Source organism: Oceanobacter sp. 1_MG-2023 (genome assembly GCF_030689025.1).
In the GTDB taxonomy this organism is placed as follows: Bacteria; Pseudomonadota; Gammaproteobacteria; order Pseudomonadales; family Oceanobacteraceae; genus Oceanobacter.
Map to the genome: position 1 here is coordinate 33,265 of NZ_JAUYWA010000023.1, position 19,802 is coordinate 53,066.

Below are 19,802 nucleotides of genomic sequence, written 5' to 3' on the forward strand. Positions count from 1 at the left end.
TGTTACTCCCCGCCCGGCGCAATGCCGGGCACCAGATCACAGGAGACGCGCAATGACTCATGACGAGATACAACGCCAGATCGCCGAGTACCAGGCCAACGGCGGCACCATCAAACAGCTGGACATCACCGACCGAGCATTTGACGACAGCCACAAAATCATTCGATCGATGCTCAAGCTCGATGAAAAAAGACCCCGGGCCATCAAGGCGTTGCGGGCAGCCAACGCCAGCCGATTGCGGCTGGCAGAACAGGAGAAAGCCGCATGATTAATTTTGCCCGCCACCTCCTGCCCAACGGCAGCGCGGTGCTGCTGTACGTAAACCCAAAAACCAACGAGCGCCATGCCGAATTTGTTGGCCCCGCTCGCACAGTATCTGCCACCCCCAAAAAGGAAAAAGCCGCATGAAAACCGGAATCATCTCAACACTGAAAGCGCTTGGCCCACAAAGCGCGGGCCAGCTCGCTGACCTGATGGGCGAAGACGCCGAAACCGTCAAAACCCTGATGGAAGAGCTTCTGAAAGGCGGCCAAGTCGTCAAGTCTGGCCGATATCGCTATCAGCTGCCGGCAGGATACGACCAACCGACCGCGGCCGAACTACCAGAGCCGACCGCGGCCGTCAAAACCCACCGCACGGCACCGCCTACACCCAGCAAACCGGAGCCTGACCAGCCAGTGACAGTACTCGAGTTGATCAAGGAGATCGAGGAGCGGCTGAACCGCCCCACCATCGACCAGCTGTCCGAAAAACGCGCGGCGTTGCATGAGTTGGCCCGAATCACGGGCATCAAAATGCTCGACGATATCGCGGCCGATCTGGAGCGAGCGGCATGATTGGCGGATTTGGAGCCAGCATCGATACCCGCACCGGCATCAGCCGGAGCTGGTATCTGCGCAACGGCAAACAGTATTGGACAGACAACGACCAGCCCTGTGAAGAAAAAAGCCCCGAGAATCAGACTATGAAAAATTTGTTAAATTGCCCGTTTTGCGGTGGCACTGCAAAACTACACAAGGGCAGAAGCTCAGATTCTGCATCAGTGGCGGTTGTTATTTGCGAAAACATTGACTGTGGCGCCAAAGGATCGGCCAGGTGTTGTGACAGTGAAAAATACAGAAAAATCAACGAATTGCCACAGCGTGCCATAGACGCATGGAATACACGGGCAATTGACGCCAACGTCAACACTGGCGACCCGGAAGATCTGGCCAAGGCGAAGAAAGAACGAGACGCGCTTTGGCGTCAAATCATGTCAGTCCGCAGCTTCATCGATTCCGACAAAATGGCCTGCTCGTTTCAAAGCCTGGGACAGTACCGCACTGTCGTGCTGGAGCTTCTTGAATCCTCAAAACAAGAGACGGGCCAATGAAACCAACCTGTACCAGCTATTTCAGCGGTGCCGGGTTGATGGACATCGGATTCAACGGCAAACAGTACTGAAAACCAGGAGATAAAAATTGAACGATCTTATTAACTTCCTGAGACAGAGAGGTTCCGGGGCCAACTTTGAGGTTGTTGATGATAACCTCAGCGTTAGCGGCTTTCTCGATCTGAGCGACACCGGCATCACCAAACTGCCGGACAACCTCAGCGTTGGCGGCTATCTCGATCTGAGCGACACAGGCATCACCGAGTTGCCGGATAACCTCAGCGTTGGCGGCTCTCTCCATCTGAGCGACACCGGCATCACCGAGCTGCCGGATAACCTCAGCGTTGGCGGCACTCTCCATCTGAGCGACACCGGCATCACCGAGTTGCCGGATAACCTCAGCGTTGGCGGCTCTCTCCATATGAGAGACACTGGCATCACCAAACTGCCGGATAACCTCAGCGTTGGCGGCGGTCTCTATCTGAGCGACACCGGCATCACCGAGTTGCCGGATAACCTCAGCGTTGGCGGCGGTCTCTATCTGAGCGACACAGGCGTCACCAAGCTGCCGGATAACCTCAGCGTTGGCGGAGATCTCTATCTGCTCGGCACCGACATCACCAAGTTGCCGGATAGCCTCAGCGTTGGCGGCTCATTGATTTTTGATTTTGAAAAACAGCTAACTTCCATTTCTGCATACCGCAAAAATTGCGGGATTTACTGCCGCACAATCTACGCCGTAATTATCGGTGAAAAAATTAAATGCCATGCCGGATGCTTTTCTGGTGATTTTTCGGTTTTTTGCGACCGCGTTAACGATAAATATTCGGGCGAATCGGCAGATAAATACATCGCTGACATGCAGTGGTGCGTTGATGAGGCGGCCAGGAAGGCATTAGAAAGCGCTGATTAACCAGAATATTTCAGTCCTGATTGCCAAGCCAGCGGGATGCTGGCAAGTGTCGGGCAAACAAGATCAAAAAGAGGAAACGGCCCAATGAAACCAAAATTCCAGCCCTGGAGCGCCATCGAGGATCGCGAGCGCCATGTCTATCGCGTGATCCGAACCCCGGATCATATCAGCGCCGTCCGCGACTACGCCACCGGCGAGTTGATGTACACCATTCAGAGGCTCGATACCAACGAGGCCTGGCACGTCAGCCAGACGACGGCCGAAAAAGAATTCGTCCAGGGAGAAACCATCAAAAGCCTGGCCGGGGTCGTTTGTGGCCAAGCCATTAGTAGTGGCCTGGTGCACACCGGTATCTCAGCGGATCAGGTCGACCAGGATGTGGACACCCTGATCGACGGCGCCGTGGCGAGTGAGGCGCAGATGATCAGCATCTGTCGCCAGATCCAAGAGGTGCGTGACGCGCTGGAGGGCCTACAGCATCAAATCAGCCATATGCTGCCCCATCACCACAACCTACCGCTGCCGATCACCGGCAACCGGCTGCTGCAAATGCTGGCCGACATCATGTGCAGCCAGTGGGAATTCAGCGGCGGAATCGACGTGGTGCGCAAACGCATCATGGCGAACCTGCGCCGCCGAGAGAAATCACGGGAGGCAGTGGCAATGGAGGCATACGAGAAATCGACTATGCACAAGCAGGAGGCACTGCTGTGAGCTCAATAACCTGTACCAGCTATTTCAGCGGTGCCGGGTTGATGGACATCGGATTGATGCAGGCCGGAATCGATGTGGTATCAGCCTACGAGCTAGATGACCAGGCGGTAAAAACATACCGGCACAACATCGGCCACCATATAAACCAGGCGGATCTGGCGCAGGAGCTGGTTGCCCCGCAGGCAGATACCGACGTGATGGCGTTTACCTACCCATGCACCCGGTATAGCAGGATGGCGGATATCCAGGGCACGAGAACGGGCGACGAACTCTATTTGCACGCGCTGCGCCACATGGCAATCAAACGCCCAGAGGCCTACATAGTCGAAAACGTACCAGGCATGAGGGCGTTCCCGATTGTGATGGAGGCCATGACAAAACTGGCTGGCTATCACGTCCAGCTGTTTTGCCCGATTAACGCCAACCACTGGCTGCCACAGAACCGCGACCGGCTGATCATCATCGGCACTCTGAAACCGTTCGCGATCCAACCACCGTCAGGAACCAGAACGATTAGGCTGTCAGACATTCTGGAGCCTGACCCAGAGGTAAAAATCACCACAGCCATCACCAATCGGCTGGCTGGCGTTTACCGTGATCGCCCGATCATTAGCAATCCAGAGACCAACGACAACGCCCCACTCTGCCTGGCCCACTACGGCAAGGACCGATCAACCCGCCTGGTGGCCGACAGCCGATATCCGGGTGGTGCCAGACCATACACCGTGCGCGAATACGCCCGCCTGCAGGGTGTGCCGGACAGTTTCACATTCCCTGTCGGGCAAACGGCCGCGTATCGACAAATCGGGAATGGCGTGGCCGTGCCCATGGCACGATGGGCTGGCACTGAGATTGTCCGATATTTCAAAAACTACAACGGATCTGCAATCAGGAGGCGCTGTGAGTAAAAAACCGAGAAAAAAACGCTACAACCCACACAAGATGACGGAGCTGCAATACCGCCAGATCCGGCGGACGACGTTTTTTTACCATGGCGACTGGTGCGACAACCCAGGCGCCCTGTGCGGCAACCTGTCGTTTCATATTTCGGATGCTCTGGCGAAATTGATCTTGAGCCGTCGGAATACCTGGGCTGGCATGTTGCTGGCGTTTATCGATGAGGGCGACGAGATCCGCGTTGAAACCGAGCTGTTTTGGCATACGCACGAGATCGCCAGAAAGGACATGCAGCGCGCGATAAATCGCCGAGAACTGCAATGGATCGAGCGGTTTGACCAACGAAAACTGATCACCAGCGGATGGTTTATGGTGCCAGATCACCGCGATGATCTGGCGAGCAAACGAGAATGGATCGTGAACGAGTTCCGGCGCAACGGCGCGGACGACAACACAATCGCGACACTATCCGCCGTCGTGCGGATGGATCGCATTGCAGCGCAAGACGGCGCGATGGAGGCAGCATGAAAAAAAACGAGATAACCGCCAACGACCAGGGATTTATTCTGCCGCCCGGCACCCGGCTGGCGCTGATCGACGAGGCTGGCCGCGTTGTTGATGCTGGCCCTGAGCTGAGCACCCAACTGTTCCATGTTGCCGGTGACCAGTACCTGGCCGCGGTGGATCGCCTACTGGGGGAAAAATCGGCTAATCATGCGGCCATCGCAGCGAAGTCGGCAGCATGAATGGGTTGTTACATAAAATTATTAAAAAGCTGGGCTGGGGTTAACGATTATGAGCCACAACAGAAATAGCGACGAGGCACTAGACAAGAATTTGGCGGTGTACTCTGACGCGCAGCGTCCTTGTGACAAAAATGGAGTGCCAATCTACCCGCTGGACGTGCTGAAAATTTACCATTTCACCGGAGTTAATAGGAAAAAGCGCTACATATACAAACAAGTAGACAGAGAAGAAAACGGTTTTCTAGTAATTAACCACCTATGCGATGGCAGCCGATCTGGATTCCGAGTGAAGATGGAAGGCCAGAAGCTCCAACGTTACGAAGTTGTTCAAGGCTACAAAGGGCTTCCACCCGGAGGACATTCGTTCGAGGATCGGGAGCGAGCCGAATGAACAGAGCAACCCGGCCCTTGAGCCTGGCGGCGGTGGAGAACTTATGAGCACTAGAGATTTTCATTTGACCAAAACAGGTCAGGTTACCCCATGCCCTCATTGCGGAAATCAAACTAATTTTAGATGTAGGTCAGAGCAGTGCGCTGAAGATTGTTGCGAAGTGTGGGTCGAATGCTGGGAATGCGGCTTTGACCCAACGCAAGAAAATATTGGAAGCCGCTACGAAGATACCTGGGGTGGCTGCAACGAGGAAACCATACCCATGGCGCTATCAGTATGGGATGACCTTCTGGCCGACCGCCCTGAAATGTACGACCAATATGTGGCTCGCTGGCGACAAGCCAACGGGCACAGCACCAAACGAGAGGCGACATGACCAAGATTTATAAAAACTGGGGCGTACACAACTGCATCGCGCACCCAATCATGTATCTGCTGCAGCGCGTAGGCGCTGACAAATTAGCGATAAAATTGCACGACTCAACACTACCGAATAAACAGAGCAACCCCGGCCCTTGAGCCGGGTTTTTTATACGTCGAGCTGGGCCACCCACTCGCCGGTTTTCGCGCTTACGCGCATCACCCGCACCGCTCCGCTCCGGAATTTTAGCACCAGGTCTATTGGGTCCCGGACGGGCGCAAGCCGCTTGATCAGTAACGCAGCAACTCTGGCAGCGGCCCCCGCGGGTATGGCATCGATCCCTTTGATATAGACATCGATGCCAATAAACGTCCGCTGCACGAGATCCCGCAGCGTCATGCGGGAGTCATAGTCCAGCTGGTCACCCAGCCCTGCCGACAGGGCCTGCCACTCAGTGAGCAGATCGGCACCGGCAGACGAGCTGAACCCAGTCAGTTCGCTGCTGATTTGCGCCCGTTCCTGCTCCAGGTTGGCCTGGGTTTTCTCCAGCTCTCTCAGTTTGCGCATGACCGACAGGGGCGGCTCATCGGTTACCAGCAGGGCATCGGTCAGTTTTTCGATGCTGGTCGTTACGTCTGCCAGTTTTTCATCGAGACGGATCATTTTTGTACGCAGATCTGACTGCACATCGGATCGCTCAAGCAATGCGCCCAAATCCATTTGGTCCCGGCAATAATTGATGACTGCCCTCTCGACCGGCCCCAACATGACCGACGATCCAACCGGGCAATCGTTCGTGTTTGAGCTACGAGCGCAGATCAGTCGACGCCAGCCCTCTTGCATTCGACCAGCAGCCTTGGCCTTGCCGGTAAAATTGATGCCATTCATTGTGCTGCCGCAATACCCACAGCGACACAGCCCAATACCCGTAATGATTCCGGGGATTTCGCTGGATGGTGCTTTTTTTCGGGTTCGACGCTTTTGCTGGAGTGAATCCCATTCATCCCGGCTCATGATAGCCGGATAGTAGTCAGACAGCTCGAATTGCTCGCCATCCACTTCGATCAACTTCGCACCGTACAGGTCGGGCCGCCGGATTATTTTGTACAGGTGACTGCCTACGATCGGCCGCCCGGTGTAGCTGATGCCCGCTTTATTGAGTCGACCCGCTATCGCCGACCCACCATATCCCTGCCGATACAGATCAATCGCATGGCGCAGCGCTTCGGCCCGCGCTGTGTTCAGCTCATAGAGAGGCCATTCCACCGATCCAGTTTCGACCAACCAGGTCGGTGGCTTGCCGTTGCGGATGTGGCCCCGGTATGTACCGGCCTGCCAGGCTTGGCACTGGAGTCGCAAGGCTGCCAGCACTCGCTTCGACTTTGTGTCGGATTCTTCGTGCGCCCGGATCATCACAAGCAAGGAATAGACCAGATCCATCGGGTTAGCCTTTAAACTTTCCCGGCTGTAGGCTTTGCCATCTGATGCCGTGACGACAGTGATACCCGCATTGATGATTTGACTGAGCAGCGCTTGGGCGATGATCGGCTCTGCACGACTGAGCCGATCGAGCGCTTCGATGATCAGGATTGATCCTGATGGCACCAGCCCATCATCAACAGCCCGGAGAAAAACCCCGAGCGCGCCTTGGCTGATGTGTCGCTGATGATAGGCAGACAGGCCTTCGTCTCGTAGCGATAGGGACTGATCGAGAGTGTAGCCATTTTTTTCCGCATACTGGCTGGCATATTCGGCCTGACGCGCCAGGCTTGAACCGTCTGCCTGTTCAGGTGTTGAAAATCGGATGTAGCTGTATACTCGCACCATTTTACGAACCGAGATCATCATGAAAGAGAATAATCATCTCAAAAAATCATCAGGGCGTATAGGGCTGGTATCCTTGGGGTGCCCGAAGGCGCTGGTCGACTCCGAACGCATTCTGACGCAACTGCGCATAGATAACTACGATGTGGTCAACAGCTACGACGATGCCGACGTGGTGGTAGTCAATACCTGCGGTTTTATCGACGACGCCAAACAGGAATCACTGGAAGCCATCCGCGAAGCCATGGCCGAAAACGGCAAGGTGATCGTGACTGGCTGTATGGGCAAGGGCAAAGACGCCGAGACCATCCGCGAACAAAACCCGAATATTCTCGCCATCACCGGCCCCCAGGCCTACGAAGAAGTCATGACCGCCGTCCACGAGTGGGTGCCACCGGTCAGCAAGGAACACGACCCCTTTACCGACCTGCTGCCACCGCAAGGCGTCAAGCTGACCCCGCGTCACTACTCGTACCTGAAAATATCCGAAGGCTGCAACCACAGCTGTACTTTCTGCATTATTCCCGACATGCGCGGCAAACACGTCTCCCGCCCGATTGGAGACGTACTGGACGAAGCCAAACGCCTGGTCGAAGCCGGTACCCGTGAAATCCTGGTGATCTCACAAGACACCTCCGCTTATGGCGTTGACCGTAAATACCGCACCGATTTCTGGAACGGCAAACCGGTTAAAACCCGACTGTTCGATCTGTGTAACGAACTCGGCAATCTCGGTGCCTGGGTACGCCTGCACTATGTTTACCCCTACCCCAGCGTTGATGACGTACTGCCGCTGATGGCCGAAGGCAAAATCCTGCCGTACCTGGATATTCCGTTCCAGCACGCCAGCCCACGTATTCTGAAACTGATGAAACGGCCGGCTCACGCTGAGAACACCCTGGAACGGATCAAAAAATGGCGTTCGATTGTCCCTGAACTGGTGATCCGCTCCACCTTTGTGGTGGGTTTTCCCGGTGAAACTGAAGAAGACTTCCAGCTGCTGCTCGACTGGCTCGAAGAAGCCGAACTCGACCGCGTCGGTTGCTTCAAATACAGCCCGGTCGACGGTGCCAAAGCCAACGACCTGCCCGACCACGTTGACCCCGAAATCCAGCAACAACGCTTCGACCGTTTTATGCAAACCCAGCAAGTTATCAGCACCCGCAAGCTGGCCCGCAAGATTGGTCAGCGAATGCCGGTTATTATTGATGAGATCGACGACGAAGGGGCCGTTGGCCGCACCATGGGCGACGCCCCCAATATCGACGGCATGGTGTACCTGAACGAATTCCATGAGTGCGAACCCGGCGATATCATCGACGTGGAAATCGAACACGCCGATGAATACGACTTGTGGGGCTCACCCGTTATGGAAGCACCACAAAGCCGGATCGATGACTGAGAGCCTGGTTCCCAGCGTCATAACAACGAGCCGCTGCGCCCTCACGGCGGCTCGTTAGTTCAATCGGGCAGCCCATCGAACTTCGCCACCTCCTCCAAGCCCTCTTCCCAGGTCGCTTTGCTGGATAAAAAGAGATGCGCGGTTGGTAACATGGTGATGTCCGTGTCCAGACACCCTGCTGGAACAACAAGCAAACCTGCGCTCTGAGTGCAGGGTAATGCGGAACCACAACGCTGACAAAAACTCTTGTTATGGCGAGTGCCGGGAAGCGTAAAAGAGGTCACAGCCTCGGCTCCCGACTGCCAGACCAATTCAGCGGTATAAGAAAACAGATTGGCCGCATAAGCCGACCCTGTGTCTTTTTGGCAGTGCTGGCAATGACACAAATAAAAACGATCAAACTCACCGGTTATGGTAAAACTCACAGCGCCACACAGGCACGAACCCGAATAATTCGTCATCAGCACTCCTTCCATGGTTATGGTTATGGTTAGCAGGGAAAACAGTTAACGCCTGCCGCTGGGCAGGCTTCGGTAATGGTATCCCCTTTGATCCCTCAGCAAGGATACACTTTGTGTTTGAACTCTGGAGTAACAACCAGACGTTTTCTGTTTATAAACCTTCCTTTGTTGAAATAACGCAACCTGCCCCTGCCATCCGCACACCTGCCACCCGCACACCTGCCACCCGTGCCCATGGATACATGCCCGGGTTACTGAACTGCGACATTGTTATATTCAATACATATTCGGGTCGGCTAGCGTACATGACTGGCCTGCTCCGAGTTCACCAGCATGCCGGTCGCGACAGCGCCAGGCCACAGCCTGCCAGCCCTGCAGGCACAATCGGTGGTTATCCTTGTTCTGGTTTTTATCTTGCAGGTGCCATGTCATCCACGCATCCAGCAGAGGCATTCAGCTATGAATCAAGTAGGCATCTTTTTTGGTACGGACACCGGTACAACCCGCCTGATCGGGAAAAAAATGGCCAAATTACTGGGCGATGAACTCGCGGCCAAGCCGTTGAACATCAACCGGGCCAGCCTCGACGACCTGCTGCAATATCCAGCCCTGATTATCGGCACAGCGACTTATGCTGAAGGGCAATTGCCTGGCACCGCCACCAATATCCGCAGTGGCAGCTGGCTGGATTTTTTGCCACAACTGGAAGGGGCCGATTTCAGCGGTAAAACGGTCGCGATTTATGGGTTGGGTAACCAGGTCAAATACGGCGATCGTTATTGCGATGCCATGTTTGAGTTATACAGCCTGTTCAAGGGCCTGGGTGCCAACATCATTGGTAGCTGGAGTACCGATGGCTACCTTTATTCGCATTCCAGAGCCGTCATCGATAACCGCTTTGTCGGCCTCGCCCTCGACAATAAAAATCAGGGGCTGGAAACCGAACAACGCATGCGAGGCTGGATCAGCCAGATCAAACCGGAACTCCAGGCCGCTCTGGAGCACAACACCGCTCTTGCCTGAGTCGTTTTCGTGAGCTGCCTGGCGGACAGGCTTTTGTCGCAAAGCCGACAAAAACCTGTCCGCTGCCATACATCACCGTCTCAATGCTCGTTCTTTAAATAATAACCTTTTGATTTTATTAGAATAAATATTCCTCTGCCGCTCCGCCTTATGGCCTGCTGCTTGCAGCTTCTGTCAGCAGAGCCCCAGTATGATTGAGCCTTCAGCAGCGGAGAGAGTATGAACGAATTGACAAGTGTCGCCTGTGTCGCCGACGTACCAGCGGACCCCCAATCCATACTGGTTGCCTTCGCCTCGATGGATGGCGATATGGTTGATCAACACTTTGGCTCGGCCCAGGCGTTTTATCTGTTTGCGGTAAACGCGGACTCGGCCGAACTGCTGGCCAGCCAATCCTTTGGCTACGAAAAGAAAGATGGTAACGAAGACAAATTGAAGCCCAAGCTGTCCTGGTTGGTCGGAGCCGACGTTGTTTACTGTGGTTCGATTGGCGGGTCAGCCTCCCGACAACTGATCGCGCTGGGAATCAACCCGATCAAGGTCAGTGGTGGACCGGATGTGGAAGATCTGATTGCCGATATCCAGCAGCAGTTAAACGGCACGCCAGAGTTCTGGCTGGCCAAGATCATCAAAGACAAATCCCAGAACAAAACCGATAGCCGCTTTGATGATATGGATGACGAAGGCTGGGACGGCTAAACCACCGCCCGCCTTGTTGCTGCATTAGCCAGCGGCGTACTGCTGCAACTGCTGCTCAAATGCCTGCTTGTCGGTTTCACTCAGGAAGCTGGCCCGGAAGCTGTTCGCCGCCAGCTGCACGGCTTGCGCCTTGGTCATACCCAGGTCGTCGGCCAGTGCGGTGAAATTTTCATTGATAAAGCCACCAAAATACGTGGGATCATCCGAATTTACCGTCACACACAGGCCCTGCTCCAGCATGGCCAGAATATTGTGGTCAGCCATGGTGTCGAACACCCTCAAACGCACGTTAGATAATGGGCATACTGTCAGCGGCACCTGCTCGTCAACCAAGCGCTGTACCAGGGCAGCGTCTTCCACACTGCGCACACCATGATCCACACGATCCACTTTCAGTATATCCAGCGCTCCCCAGATATATTCCGGCGGCCCTTCTTCTCCGGCATGGGCAATCAGCTGATAGCCTTGATCTTTGGCGGCCTGATACAGGCGGGCAAATTTTTCCGGTGGATTGCCTTGCTCGGCACTGGCCAGGCCGATGGCGACAAAATCATCGCGATACGGCTTTACGCTTTCCAGCATGGCCAGGCCTTCCTCTTCACTCAGATGGCGCAGCAGGCTCAGAATCATCAGTGCCGACTGGCCCCACTCTGCCTTGGCATCCTGAATCGCTGCCCGAAAACCGTTTAATACGGTTTCAACCGCCACGCCATAAGGCAGGTAGGTCTGAGGCTCTACCATGATCTCGGTATGAACAATATGCTGCTCACGGCACTTATCCAGGTAGTCCTTCATCAGGTGGTAAAAGTCTTCCTCATCACGCAGAACCGAAGCGCCGAGGTAATACAAATCCAGAAAGCTTTGCAGATCCTGAAAGTTATAAGCAGCCTCGACCGACGCCACGCTGTCGTAAGGAATCGCCACTCCGTTTTTGGCGGCTAACTGCAGCAGGCGGCTGGCCTGCAGGCTACCGTCGATGTGCAAATGGAGTTCTGCTTTTGGCATGGCGCACAGCCATTGATTGAAATCAGTCATGTTGCTCTGTCGGTTGCCTCAATTACAAAAAAACAATCGCCTAAAAAGACGCGACCATCAAGCCGGTTATTGTCTCGTGCCCGGCGTAACAGAACCAGTCGGTCAGTCGAGGAATCTGTCAGAAAGACAGGATCGTCCAGTTTGTTGACCAGTCGGTCAGCACTTTGACCAGCACCACCATCGTTATACAGGCAGAATGCTCAGGCACCGCCCTGATGGGTAAAACGTTGGGGCGGCTGCCCAAAATAACGCCGGAAAGCAGCCACAAATGCGCTGCTGCTGGCATAACCCAACGACAGTGCAATGGCTGCACTACTCTCACCTTTACCCAGTCGTTGCACCGCTTCCATCAGTCGCAAGCGTGCCCGCCACTGGCGAAAACTCAGCCCCGCTTCACTGCGAAACAAGCGTTCCAGAGTACGGGGACTGGCCCCGGCAACGGCGGCCAATTGCGGTAATGAACGACTGTCAGCCGGGTTGTTGATCAGGATGTTCATCACTGCCAGCAGACGTCTGTCCTGGCCAACAGGCAGGTGTAACGGTGACGTTTCCAGACCAGCCAGTTCGTCCAGCAACACCTGAATCAGGCGGGCCGGCTTGCCTTGTGCCGGTACCGACAAGTCAAACGTCAGAAGCCTCAGAATCAGTTCACGTAACAGCGGCGTCACCGACATCACCTGACAGACATCCGGCAAACGCTCACACACCGAAGGGTCGACAAACAAATACCGGATGGAAGCCGGGCTGACCACCAGAATTTCATGGCGCAAGCCACCCGTAATCCAGACCGCATGACTCGGTGGTACCAGCCAGCTACCGGCGTCGGTATTAACCCGCAAGACGCCGGTGGCGGCCCAGGCCAGCTGCCCCCGCACATGTTCATGCGGCAATCGTAACGAGCCGGATGGCAGGTCTTCATCCAGATACAGCACCGGCCGCTGTGGGTCGAGGCAGCTGCTCATTTGTCGGCCAAACCCTTCCACCAGACACCGCGTATCAGGGGGCGATGACTCAGCCAGCTGATGATGGGCCAATCCTGGCGTAATTTCGATATTCATTGGCGTTCTGTCGTCTTTTTACACAAACAAAGCGTGACACAATAGTCGCTGTATTCGCAACACCTACTCTCGGTACCGGTATCCGTACCGACAGATGTAATAGACGCAATAAATGGAGCAACATCCGGTGTTACTCAAACATCCCAAATATTTGTTTTTACTGGTTATGGCAGGGCTGGCAACCTTTGTACTGCTCTCCCCGCTGGACTCGCTTGACAGTACCCAGAATCAGACTCTGGCGCTGGTGCTGCTGATTATTCCGCTCTGGTCGACCAGTGTGATTCCAGAATTTCTGACAGCGCTGATTTTTTTTCTGGTGGTGATTCTGTGTGATCTGGCCACTCCGATTGATGTGTTCTCGGGCTTTGCCTCCACCGCGCTGTGGCTGATTTTTGCTGGTACCGTTATCGGAATGGGCATCAAGAATACCGGCCTGGGGGATCGTCTCGCCCGTGTTCTGCAAACCTTGCTGGCTGGCAGTTATCAACGACTGATTATTGGCCTGGTTATAATGAGCCTGCTGCTTGGCTTTTTAATGCCGTCCTCAATGGGGCGACTGGTCATGATGCTGCCGATTGTCATGGCACTGGCCAGTCGGCTTGGCTTTCAGCCCGGCAGCCCTGGGCGCTCCGGCATTCTGATCGCGGTGGCTATTGGCTCTCATATCCCGACCGTTTCCATTCTTCCGGCCAATATCCCCAATATGGTACTGAGTGGCGCGGCCGATTCGCTGTACGGTATCCAGTTTGGTTTTACCGATTTTCTGCTGTTGCACTTTCCGGTGCTGGGAGTGGCCAAATCCGCCCTGTTGATCGCGATTATTCTCTGGGCGTATCCAGCACGGGAATCGAATCTGATTTTGGCGCAAGGCCATTCTGCCCGCACATCCCCGTCAGACCAAGCGCCGTTGACCGGAGCACAGCGGCATATGCTGGCGATTATCACCATTGCGCTGGGCTTCTGGCTGACCGATAGCTGGCACGGTGTGAATCCTGCCTGGGTTGGGTTGGCCGCGGCCATTATTCTGCTGCTGCCTCGCATCGGCCTGGTGGATGCCGAGAAATTCAATATGAACGTTACCATGCTGGTATTTATTGCCGGGATACTTGGCATCGGGGCGCTGATCAACAGCAGCGGCCTGGGACAGTGGCTTGGGCAACAACTGGAATACGCCATGCCCATGGTCCCCGGCGAGCATTTCCGTAACTATTTATCCCTGGCTGCCACGGCGTTTCTGTCTACCCTGCCAACCACACAGGCCGGTACTCCGGCCATGCTGGCACCGATGGCTCAGCATCTGGCGGATTCGTCCGGCTTTGCGCTGGAGACGGTATTGATGACTCAGGTATTGGGCTATTCCAGCATTATGTTCCCCTATCAGTCGGGGCCATTATTGCTGACCGTTGGTATGACCGGGGAGTCGGTCGGTCGCATTCTCAAGGTACAGCTGCCGCTGTCACTGGCTAGTCTGCTGATATTGATACCGCTGGATTATTTCTGGTGGGATTTTCTGGGCATGTTTGAACCGTTATAGACTCTGCTGCCAGCAACACACTCCCCCCCGTAACGCAAAAAAACCGGAGGCCTCGCGGCATCCGGTTTTTTATGATCAGCCAATAGCAGTCAATATGGCGCTATCAACCCAGGGCTGATTAACCCTGGCTGCTGTTGCTCTTGCGTGGTGGACGGCTGTTACGGGCAGCACCTTCCGGACGACGGCTGTCACGACGCGGTGCATCACCACGACGATTGTCGTTACGACCACGACGCGGCGCTGCACCAGACGGTGCCAGAGCCAGCTCAGAACGGTAAGGACGAATCCCCAGTGCCTGACCACAAACCCGTGCCTTGCGCAAAACGGCCATGGCCGGTTCTGGCATGCCATCGGGCAGATCAACAACAGAATACTGTTCGAAGATCTCGATATGACCAATAAAGGCACTTTCCAGATCCGCTTCGTTGGCGATGGCACCGACCAGGTTACCAGGCTTGAGGCCATGGTCGTAACCAACACCCACCCAAAAGCGCTGCATATCCACGTCCGGCTTGCCTTTTAATGGCTTGGCACGAACATCGGGTGCGGCTTTACGGGGTTCGCGCTGTTGACGCGGAGAGCGTTCATTGCGGTCGTTACGATCACGCGGCTCGCGGGTATCACGACGGGCACGCAGGTCTTCGTTTTCGTCCAGGAATAACGGCTTGTCGCCTTGCGTCAGTTTTGCCAGTGCGGCAGCCAGATCCAATGGGTCGACTTCGTGTTCCTGTTGCAGGGATTCAACCATTTCACGATAGAAGGTATTTTTCTCTGGGTTAATGGCCGCCATAATACGTTCCTGGAAACGTGACTTACGTTTGGCATTAACATCTTTTGCGGTTGGCAGCTGCATTTCTTCAATTTGCTGACGGGTCGCACGTTCGATATCACGCAACATGCGTTTTTCACGACCACGAACAAAAGCAATGGCGGCACCTTCACGTCCGGCACGGCCAGTACGGCCAATACGGTGAACGTAAGATTCCGTGTCTTGCGGAATATCGTAGTTGATTACGTGAGAAATACGCTCAACGTCGAGACCACGTGCGGCAACATCCGTCGCGACAATCATATCCAGACGGCCAGCTTTCAGCTTCTCAACCGCTTTTTCACGCAATTGCTGTGGAATATCGCCGTTCAGCGGTGCACAACGGAAACCGTGTTGCTGCATGAATTCAGCCACTTCTTCAGTCGCCTGTTTGGTGCGTACAAACACCATCATGGCATCAAAGTCTTCCACTTCGGCGATGCGCAACAAGGCATCGTTCTTGTGGGCGCCATTCACAAACCAGTAACGCTGGGAAATATTCGAGTTGGTGGTGGTTTTGTTCTGGATCTTGACCTGTACCGGATCTTTCAGGTGCGTTTCGGCAACCCGCTGAATCTCTTTCGGCATAGTCGCAGAGAACAAGGCAACCTGACGGGTGCGTGGTGTGTGTTCCAGAATCCAGTTAACGTCGTCGATAAAGCCCATACGCAGCATTTCATCGGCTTCGTCCAGTACCACAGCCTTGATATCGGCCAGGTTCAGACTGCCACGACGCAGGTGGTCCATTACACGACCCGGCGTACCAACAACCCACTGAGGGCCACGTTTCAGGTCACGCAACTGCATACCGTAATCGGTACCACCATAAATAGCGGTGACGTTCACGCCATCAACATGGCGGCTGTAAGTCTTGATGGCTTCAGAGACTTGCTGAGCCAGCTCACGGGTAGGTGCCAGCACCAGTACCTGTGGTGTTTTATGGTCGGCTTGGGTACGTGCCAGCAATGGCAATGCAAAAGCGGCGGTTTTACCGGTACCGGTCTGAGCCATACCCAGTACGTCTTGACCAGCCAGTAAAGGCGGAATACCAGCGGCTTGAATCGGTGATGGTGCTTCGTAGCCCAGTTCTTCCAGGGTACGCAGGATAGTAAAAGGCAGGCCCAGGCTGGCGAAACCAGCGGGTGTCGTATCGGTCATATATTACCTATAGCAGTACAGAGGCAGGGCGTTGGCCGTGTCTTTCAGAACAATGTCTGAACTGTGAGCTGATTCCTGCACCAATCGGTAGTGATGGTGGTCTCTGGTATCAACTATCTGCATTCGGCCTGGCCCGACATGTTTGTTTGTCGAAAGGGTGGCGGACTATACAGGATAGAAAAAATAATTTCCTGCTCTTTCTTGCCTGTGTAACAAGATTTACACGCTATTCTGCTTTCGGCGGCAACTCGCTATACTCCCGGCTCATTTATTTGCGGAGTAAACCTGATGCTGAAAGTGAACCAGTATTTTGATGGCAAGGTCGCCTCAATTGGCTTGCAAACAAGCACCCTGCCAGCCACCGTTGGCGTCATGCTGCCGGGCGAATACGAATTTGGCACCAGCCAGAACGAAGTCATGACTGTCGTTTCCGGCGCCATCGAAACCCTGTTGCCAAGTGAATCAGAATGGCAGACTTTTGCCCAGGGTGAATCCTTTGCGATTGCGGCCAACCAGAAATTCCAGGTTCGTATCGCGGTCGACACCGCTTACTTCTGCACCTACGAGTAACACTGTCGGCCTGCCGGGTCGCCCGTTCGATTTATTCAGATGGCGGCCCGGTTGGTAACGCAACCAACATCCTTTCGATACTTTCAGGATCCAGCGCCTGGTCATACCAGAACCCCTGATGCACCACACAGCCGGAGCGACTCAGGAAATCCGCCTGATAGACATTTTCAACCCCTTCCGCCACCAGCCCAAAACTCAGTTCTTGTGCCATTCTAACAATCGTTCGGGCAATCACCCGATTATCCCCAGCGTTGTCTACCCCGGCGACCAGACTGCGATCGATCTTCAGTTTCTGCAAGGGAAACCGGTGCAAGTAACCCAGCGATGAATAGCCGGTGCCAAAATCATCAATCACCAGGCCAATACCCAACCTGTTGATGGCTGCAATCAACGCCAACACCTGTGGCGTTGGCTCCAACAAGGCTTCTTCCGTCAATTCTATTTCGATGTCACCGGCTTGTAAGTCAAATCGCTTAACCAGGGATTGCAGGTGCTCCAGCAAATTACCCGCCACAAAACTTTGCTGCGACACATTAACCGCCACCGGTACCACCGCCAGTCCCTGATCCCGCCATTGCCAGATCTGCAGCGCGGCCTGTTGCAGGCTAAAGCGGTCAACCTCCAGCATCAGCCCGGCATCATGGGCATGACTCAAAAACCGGTCGGGTAACAACAGGCCGTCTTGCGGGTGTTGCCAGCGAATCAGCGCCTCCAGCCCCACCAGAGCCCCTGTTGTGGCGTTCACCTGGGGTTGATAAAACAGTCGCAACGCCTGGCCATCCTGCAACGCCACCCGCAACTGGTTGATCCGCTCCAGCCGGGCAGCAGCCCTCAGCGTCATATCATTATGGTAATAACACACCGAATCACGCCCACTGCGCTTGGCAGCATGCAAGGCGGTATCGGCATTGTTCAATAGCTGCAAGGCGGTGTCGCCGTGTTGTGGGTACAAGGCTACCCCCAGGCAAACACTGACATAAACTTCAAAGCCGGCATCCAGGTCGTAGCATTGCTGCTTCAACTGACGGATACGCTGAATCACGTCCGTGGCATCATCGGCACAAGACAGGTTCGGGATCAGTACACAAAACTCATCACTGCCCAGCCGGGCCAGATTGCCGTGTTCCAGGCCACAACGTACCAAACGCTGGCCAAACGCTTTCAGTAATTTATCACCGTACCCATGGCCAAGGCTGTCGTTCACCGGCTTGAAGTCGTCGATATTGATGACCACAACACCAACCTGAAGACTCTGCGGGTGCTGCCCGATCAGTACTGCGATCGCCGCATCGATCCGTTGCAACGCCAGATTACGATCAGGCAGACCGGTGAGTGCATCACAACTTCCCTGCCGGATCGCTGGCATCGCCGGTGCCGGGTCGGTCACAACCCCTTGCAGCAACACCGCCAGATAACGCACCGATGCTCCCTCCTGACGTATGGCTGTCACCCGCACCTGATAAGTCACCGGATCACCCGACACATGCTGGCTACGAACCTCACCAACCCAGCTACCAGAGCGACAGCTGCGGATCAGGACATGACGATAAAAAGCGGGAGGATGGCGGGATACATGATGGTTTTTCACGTGCTGCCCGGCCAGTGTTTCGGCGCTGTAGCCGGTCATGCGACAAAATGCCGGATTCACAAATTCGACCAGCCCGACACTGGACAGCACCATCACCCCTTCGGTCATTTGTTCGATCACATGGTGATACAGCGGCAACTGATTCTCCAGCTGGCGAGTCAAGCCAACCTCCTGAATCAATCCATGACGCCATAATTCACCGTTGACCTGACGCTCTACATTGGATCGCACCAGCACACGACGCTGACGACCATCCGGCAGCAGCAGCCGGCATTCCAATTGGTAACCCTCCCCCAAAGCCAGGCTGGAGGTAATCTGATCCAGAACCCGTTGCCGGTCGTCCGGGTGCAGACAGCGCGCCAGATACGGTAAATGAATGGCATCGTTTTCCTGTAATCCAAAAATCTGTTTGAGCTGCGGCGAGACCCGCAACAGCTTGGTCGCCGGGTAAAAATCCCAACTCCCGGTGCCGGACAACTGCTCTTTTTCTGCCACTCGCTGCAACTGGCATTGCAGCGCCGCATCCAGCACCCCGACATCCGTAAAAACCACCGCCATATGTGCCAGCGTCAACAAGGCCGACCGGCCTTCCCTCGACAGCACCAGGTCATCCAGCTCGAACGCAAATGCCATCACGGCTTTGAGCTTGCCCTGATTAATCAGTGGCAACACCAGACCCGGCTTGCCGCCCAACAGGTATTGCCAGTCTGACATCGGCTGACCTGCCAGCACCTCCTGACAGTGATAGATATCCGGCAGCTCTGTGGCTAACGACATCAGGGCATCCAGCGAAAACCCGGCCAGCCGCTCACGTACCGGCTCTGGACCTTGCTGGCTTGCCACCGCCTCGATACGGCCATTCTGGCCACCGCCCGGCATTAACACCAGCAACAGGGCATCCGCAGCCTCAATGGCATCGGCCACCAGAAACAACATGCTTTCCAGATCACCCTGAACCGTGTCTCCCTTGCTGGCAACAAACGCACGGGCGCAACGCTCGGCAGTCTGGCACAAACGACGATTACGATGACGCTGGCGGGTGTATTCCTCCCCCGCCTTGTTCAAATCGGCTGGAGCGGATTCGGATAAAGATCTGACCACTGTTATTCTCCTGCTGGCAATTCAGTGAGCGAGCTGCCATCCATAAAAATACTATCTGGTGATTTGATTGCCAGTACACTGACCATCAGGAACTCACCTGTTCGCCTGACAGAACAGTCTTTCAGCCACTGAAAATATATACTGTAC

Annotated in this window: 21 protein-coding genes; 15 read left to right on the forward strand and 6 right to left on the reverse strand. The window is 54.9% G+C overall.

Translation table 11 applies throughout. The annotated features are described in order from the left end of the window. Nucleotides 1-52 precede the first annotated feature (52 nt). The 10 genes from Q8W22_RS13620 (at nt 53) to Q8W22_RS13665 (ending at nt 5,033) form a co-directional block, all read left to right on the forward strand. Nucleotides 53-268 (forward strand): hypothetical protein, encoded by a 216-nt coding sequence (locus Q8W22_RS13620; protein WP_305452698.1) that lies wholly within the window; start codon nt 53-55, stop codon nt 266-268. Beyond that, entirely contained in the window at nt 265-408 is a 144-nt protein-coding gene (locus Q8W22_RS13625; protein WP_305452699.1) for a hypothetical protein, read from the forward strand. Before Q8W22_RS13620 ends, Q8W22_RS13625 begins: the two co-directional genes overlap by 4 nt. Next, the gene (locus Q8W22_RS13630) at nt 405-836 is read left to right on the forward strand and encodes a hypothetical protein (RefSeq protein ID WP_305452701.1); all 432 of its coding nucleotides are present in this window, start codon (nt 405-407) and stop codon (nt 834-836) included. Before Q8W22_RS13625 ends, Q8W22_RS13630 begins: the two co-directional genes overlap by 4 nt. Then, the gene (locus tag Q8W22_RS13635; RefSeq protein WP_305452702.1) at nt 833-1,372 is read left to right on the forward strand and encodes a Lar family restriction alleviation protein; all 540 of its coding nucleotides are present in this window, start codon (nt 833-835) and stop codon (nt 1,370-1,372) included. The genes Q8W22_RS13630 and Q8W22_RS13635 overlap by 4 nt, the downstream gene beginning before the upstream one ends. 88 nt (nt 1,373-1,460) lie before the next feature. After that, the gene (locus Q8W22_RS13640) at nt 1,461-2,285 is read left to right on the forward strand and encodes a hypothetical protein (RefSeq protein ID WP_305452703.1); all 825 of its coding nucleotides are present in this window, start codon (nt 1,461-1,463) and stop codon (nt 2,283-2,285) included. Between the two features lie 84 nt (nt 2,286-2,369). Then, on the forward strand, nt 2,370-2,999 hold the full coding sequence (locus Q8W22_RS13645; RefSeq protein WP_305452705.1) for a hypothetical protein: 630 nt from the start codon (nt 2,370-2,372) through the stop codon (nt 2,997-2,999). Continuing rightward, entirely contained in the window at nt 2,996-3,907 is a 912-nt protein-coding gene (locus Q8W22_RS13650; protein ID WP_305452707.1) for a DNA cytosine methyltransferase, read from the forward strand. Before Q8W22_RS13645 ends, Q8W22_RS13650 begins: the two co-directional genes overlap by 4 nt. Further along, entirely contained in the window at nt 3,900-4,424 is a 525-nt protein-coding gene (locus tag Q8W22_RS13655; RefSeq protein WP_305452708.1) for a hypothetical protein, read from the forward strand. The genes Q8W22_RS13650 and Q8W22_RS13655 overlap by 8 nt, the downstream gene beginning before the upstream one ends. Next, nucleotides 4,421-4,642, forward strand: coding sequence for a hypothetical protein (locus Q8W22_RS13660; RefSeq protein WP_305452709.1), 222 nt, complete (start codon nt 4,421-4,423; stop codon nt 4,640-4,642). Before Q8W22_RS13655 ends, Q8W22_RS13660 begins: the two co-directional genes overlap by 4 nt. 49 nt (nt 4,643-4,691) lie before the next feature. Beyond that, nucleotides 4,692-5,033 (forward strand): hypothetical protein, encoded by a 342-nt coding sequence (locus Q8W22_RS13665; protein ID WP_305452711.1) that lies wholly within the window; start codon nt 4,692-4,694, stop codon nt 5,031-5,033. A gap of 529 nt (nt 5,034-5,562) precedes the next feature. Here the strand turns inward: Q8W22_RS13665 and Q8W22_RS13670 are convergent. Next, the gene (locus Q8W22_RS13670) at nt 5,563-7,242 is read right to left on the reverse strand and encodes a recombinase family protein (protein WP_305452712.1); all 1,680 of its coding nucleotides are present in this window, start codon (nt 7,240-7,242) and stop codon (nt 5,563-5,565) included. On the opposite strand from Q8W22_RS13670, the gene rimO reads away from it, so the two are divergent. Further along, nucleotides 7,241-8,620 (forward strand): 30S ribosomal protein S12 methylthiotransferase RimO, encoded by a 1,380-nt coding sequence (rimO, locus tag Q8W22_RS13675; RefSeq protein ID WP_305452713.1) that lies wholly within the window; start codon nt 7,241-7,243, stop codon nt 8,618-8,620. The genes Q8W22_RS13670 and rimO overlap by 2 nt on opposite strands. Nucleotides 8,621-8,679: 59 nt before the next feature. Here rimO and Q8W22_RS13680 read toward each other — a convergent pair whose 3' ends face one another. Continuing rightward, complete coding sequence (locus Q8W22_RS13680) at nt 8,680-9,081, reverse strand: GFA family protein (RefSeq protein ID WP_303434392.1); 402 nt, start codon at nt 9,079-9,081, stop codon at nt 8,680-8,682. A gap of 459 nt (nt 9,082-9,540) precedes the next feature. Here Q8W22_RS13680 and Q8W22_RS13685 point away from each other — a divergent pair, with 459 nt between their 5' ends. Beyond that, nucleotides 9,541-10,104 carry a flavodoxin gene (locus Q8W22_RS13685; RefSeq protein ID WP_303434391.1) on the forward strand — a complete coding sequence of 188 codons (564 nt, stop codon included), beginning with the start codon at nt 9,541-9,543 and terminating at the stop codon, nt 10,102-10,104. A 219-nt stretch (nt 10,105-10,323) separates the two neighbouring features. Further along, nucleotides 10,324-10,803 (forward strand): NifB/NifX family molybdenum-iron cluster-binding protein, encoded by a 480-nt coding sequence (locus tag Q8W22_RS13690; protein WP_303434390.1) that lies wholly within the window; start codon nt 10,324-10,326, stop codon nt 10,801-10,803. Nucleotides 10,804-10,827: 24 nt separating this feature from the next. Here Q8W22_RS13690 and Q8W22_RS13695 read toward each other — a convergent pair whose 3' ends face one another. Together Q8W22_RS13695 and Q8W22_RS13700 are read right to left on the reverse strand one after the other, a co-directional pair. Then, entirely contained in the window at nt 10,828-11,838 is a 1,011-nt protein-coding gene (locus tag Q8W22_RS13695) for an adenosine deaminase (RefSeq protein ID WP_303434389.1), read from the reverse strand. A 200-nt stretch (nt 11,839-12,038) separates the two neighbouring features. After that, the gene (locus Q8W22_RS13700) at nt 12,039-12,896 is read right to left on the reverse strand and encodes a helix-turn-helix domain-containing protein (protein ID WP_305452716.1); all 858 of its coding nucleotides are present in this window, start codon (nt 12,894-12,896) and stop codon (nt 12,039-12,041) included. A 127-nt stretch (nt 12,897-13,023) separates the two neighbouring features. On the opposite strand from Q8W22_RS13700, the gene Q8W22_RS13705 reads away from it, so the two are divergent. Continuing rightward, nucleotides 13,024-14,430, forward strand: coding sequence for an SLC13 family permease (locus tag Q8W22_RS13705; protein WP_303434387.1), 1,407 nt, complete (start codon nt 13,024-13,026; stop codon nt 14,428-14,430). A 118-nt stretch (nt 14,431-14,548) separates the two neighbouring features. On the opposite strand, the gene Q8W22_RS13710 is transcribed toward Q8W22_RS13705, so the two are convergent. Then, a complete protein-coding gene (locus Q8W22_RS13710) occupies nt 14,549-16,396 on the reverse strand; it encodes a DEAD/DEAH box helicase (protein ID WP_303434385.1) in 1,848 nt (615 codons plus the stop codon). 288 nt (nt 16,397-16,684) lie between these two features. Between Q8W22_RS13710 and Q8W22_RS13715 the strand changes: the two genes are divergently transcribed. Further along, nucleotides 16,685-16,966 carry a pyrimidine/purine nucleoside phosphorylase gene (locus tag Q8W22_RS13715; protein WP_305452719.1) on the forward strand — a complete coding sequence of 94 codons (282 nt, stop codon included), beginning with the start codon at nt 16,685-16,687 and terminating at the stop codon, nt 16,964-16,966. 31 nt (nt 16,967-16,997) lie between these two features. On the opposite strand, the gene Q8W22_RS13720 is transcribed toward Q8W22_RS13715, so the two are convergent. Then, nucleotides 16,998-19,655 (reverse strand): bifunctional diguanylate cyclase/phosphodiesterase, encoded by a 2,658-nt coding sequence (locus tag Q8W22_RS13720; RefSeq protein ID WP_305452720.1) that lies wholly within the window; start codon nt 19,653-19,655, stop codon nt 16,998-17,000. Nucleotides 19,656-19,802: the final 147 nt, after the last annotated feature.

Bases quoted from the DNA above. Each gene is read 5' to 3' on its own strand.
- Q8W22_RS13685 (WP_303434391.1), top strand. From the start codon at position 9,541: ATGAATCAAGTAGGCATCTTTTTTGGTACGGACACCGGTACAACCCGC.
- Q8W22_RS13625 (WP_305452699.1), top strand. From the start codon at position 265: ATGATTAATTTTGCCCGCCACCTCCTGCCCAACGGCAGCGCGGTGCTG.
- Q8W22_RS13670 (WP_305452712.1), bottom strand. From the start codon at position 7,242: ATGATGATCTCGGTTCGTAAAATGGTGCGAGTATACAGCTACATCCGA.
- Q8W22_RS13690 (WP_303434390.1), top strand. From the start codon at position 10,324: ATGAACGAATTGACAAGTGTCGCCTGTGTCGCCGACGTACCAGCGGAC.
- Q8W22_RS13680 (WP_303434392.1), bottom strand. From the start codon at position 9,081: ATGACGAATTATTCGGGTTCGTGCCTGTGTGGCGCTGTGAGTTTTACC.
- rimO (WP_305452713.1), top strand. From the start codon at position 7,241: ATGAAAGAGAATAATCATCTCAAAAAATCATCAGGGCGTATAGGGCTG.
- Q8W22_RS13620 (WP_305452698.1), top strand. From the start codon at position 53: ATGACTCATGACGAGATACAACGCCAGATCGCCGAGTACCAGGCCAAC.
- Q8W22_RS13710 (WP_303434385.1), bottom strand. From the start codon at position 16,396: ATGACCGATACGACACCCGCTGGTTTCGCCAGCCTGGGCCTGCCTTTT.
- Q8W22_RS13635 (WP_305452702.1), top strand. From the start codon at position 833: ATGATTGGCGGATTTGGAGCCAGCATCGATACCCGCACCGGCATCAGC.
- Q8W22_RS13645 (WP_305452705.1), top strand. From the start codon at position 2,370: ATGAAACCAAAATTCCAGCCCTGGAGCGCCATCGAGGATCGCGAGCGC.
- Q8W22_RS13695 (WP_303434389.1), bottom strand. From the start codon at position 11,838: ATGACTGATTTCAATCAATGGCTGTGCGCCATGCCAAAAGCAGAACTC.
- Q8W22_RS13665 (WP_305452711.1), top strand. From the start codon at position 4,692: ATGAGCCACAACAGAAATAGCGACGAGGCACTAGACAAGAATTTGGCG.
- Q8W22_RS13630 (WP_305452701.1), top strand. From the start codon at position 405: ATGAAAACCGGAATCATCTCAACACTGAAAGCGCTTGGCCCACAAAGC.
- Q8W22_RS13715 (WP_305452719.1), top strand. From the start codon at position 16,685: ATGCTGAAAGTGAACCAGTATTTTGATGGCAAGGTCGCCTCAATTGGC.
- Q8W22_RS13660 (WP_305452709.1), top strand. From the start codon at position 4,421: ATGAAAAAAAACGAGATAACCGCCAACGACCAGGGATTTATTCTGCCG.
- Q8W22_RS13700 (WP_305452716.1), bottom strand. From the start codon at position 12,896: ATGAATATCGAAATTACGCCAGGATTGGCCCATCATCAGCTGGCTGAG.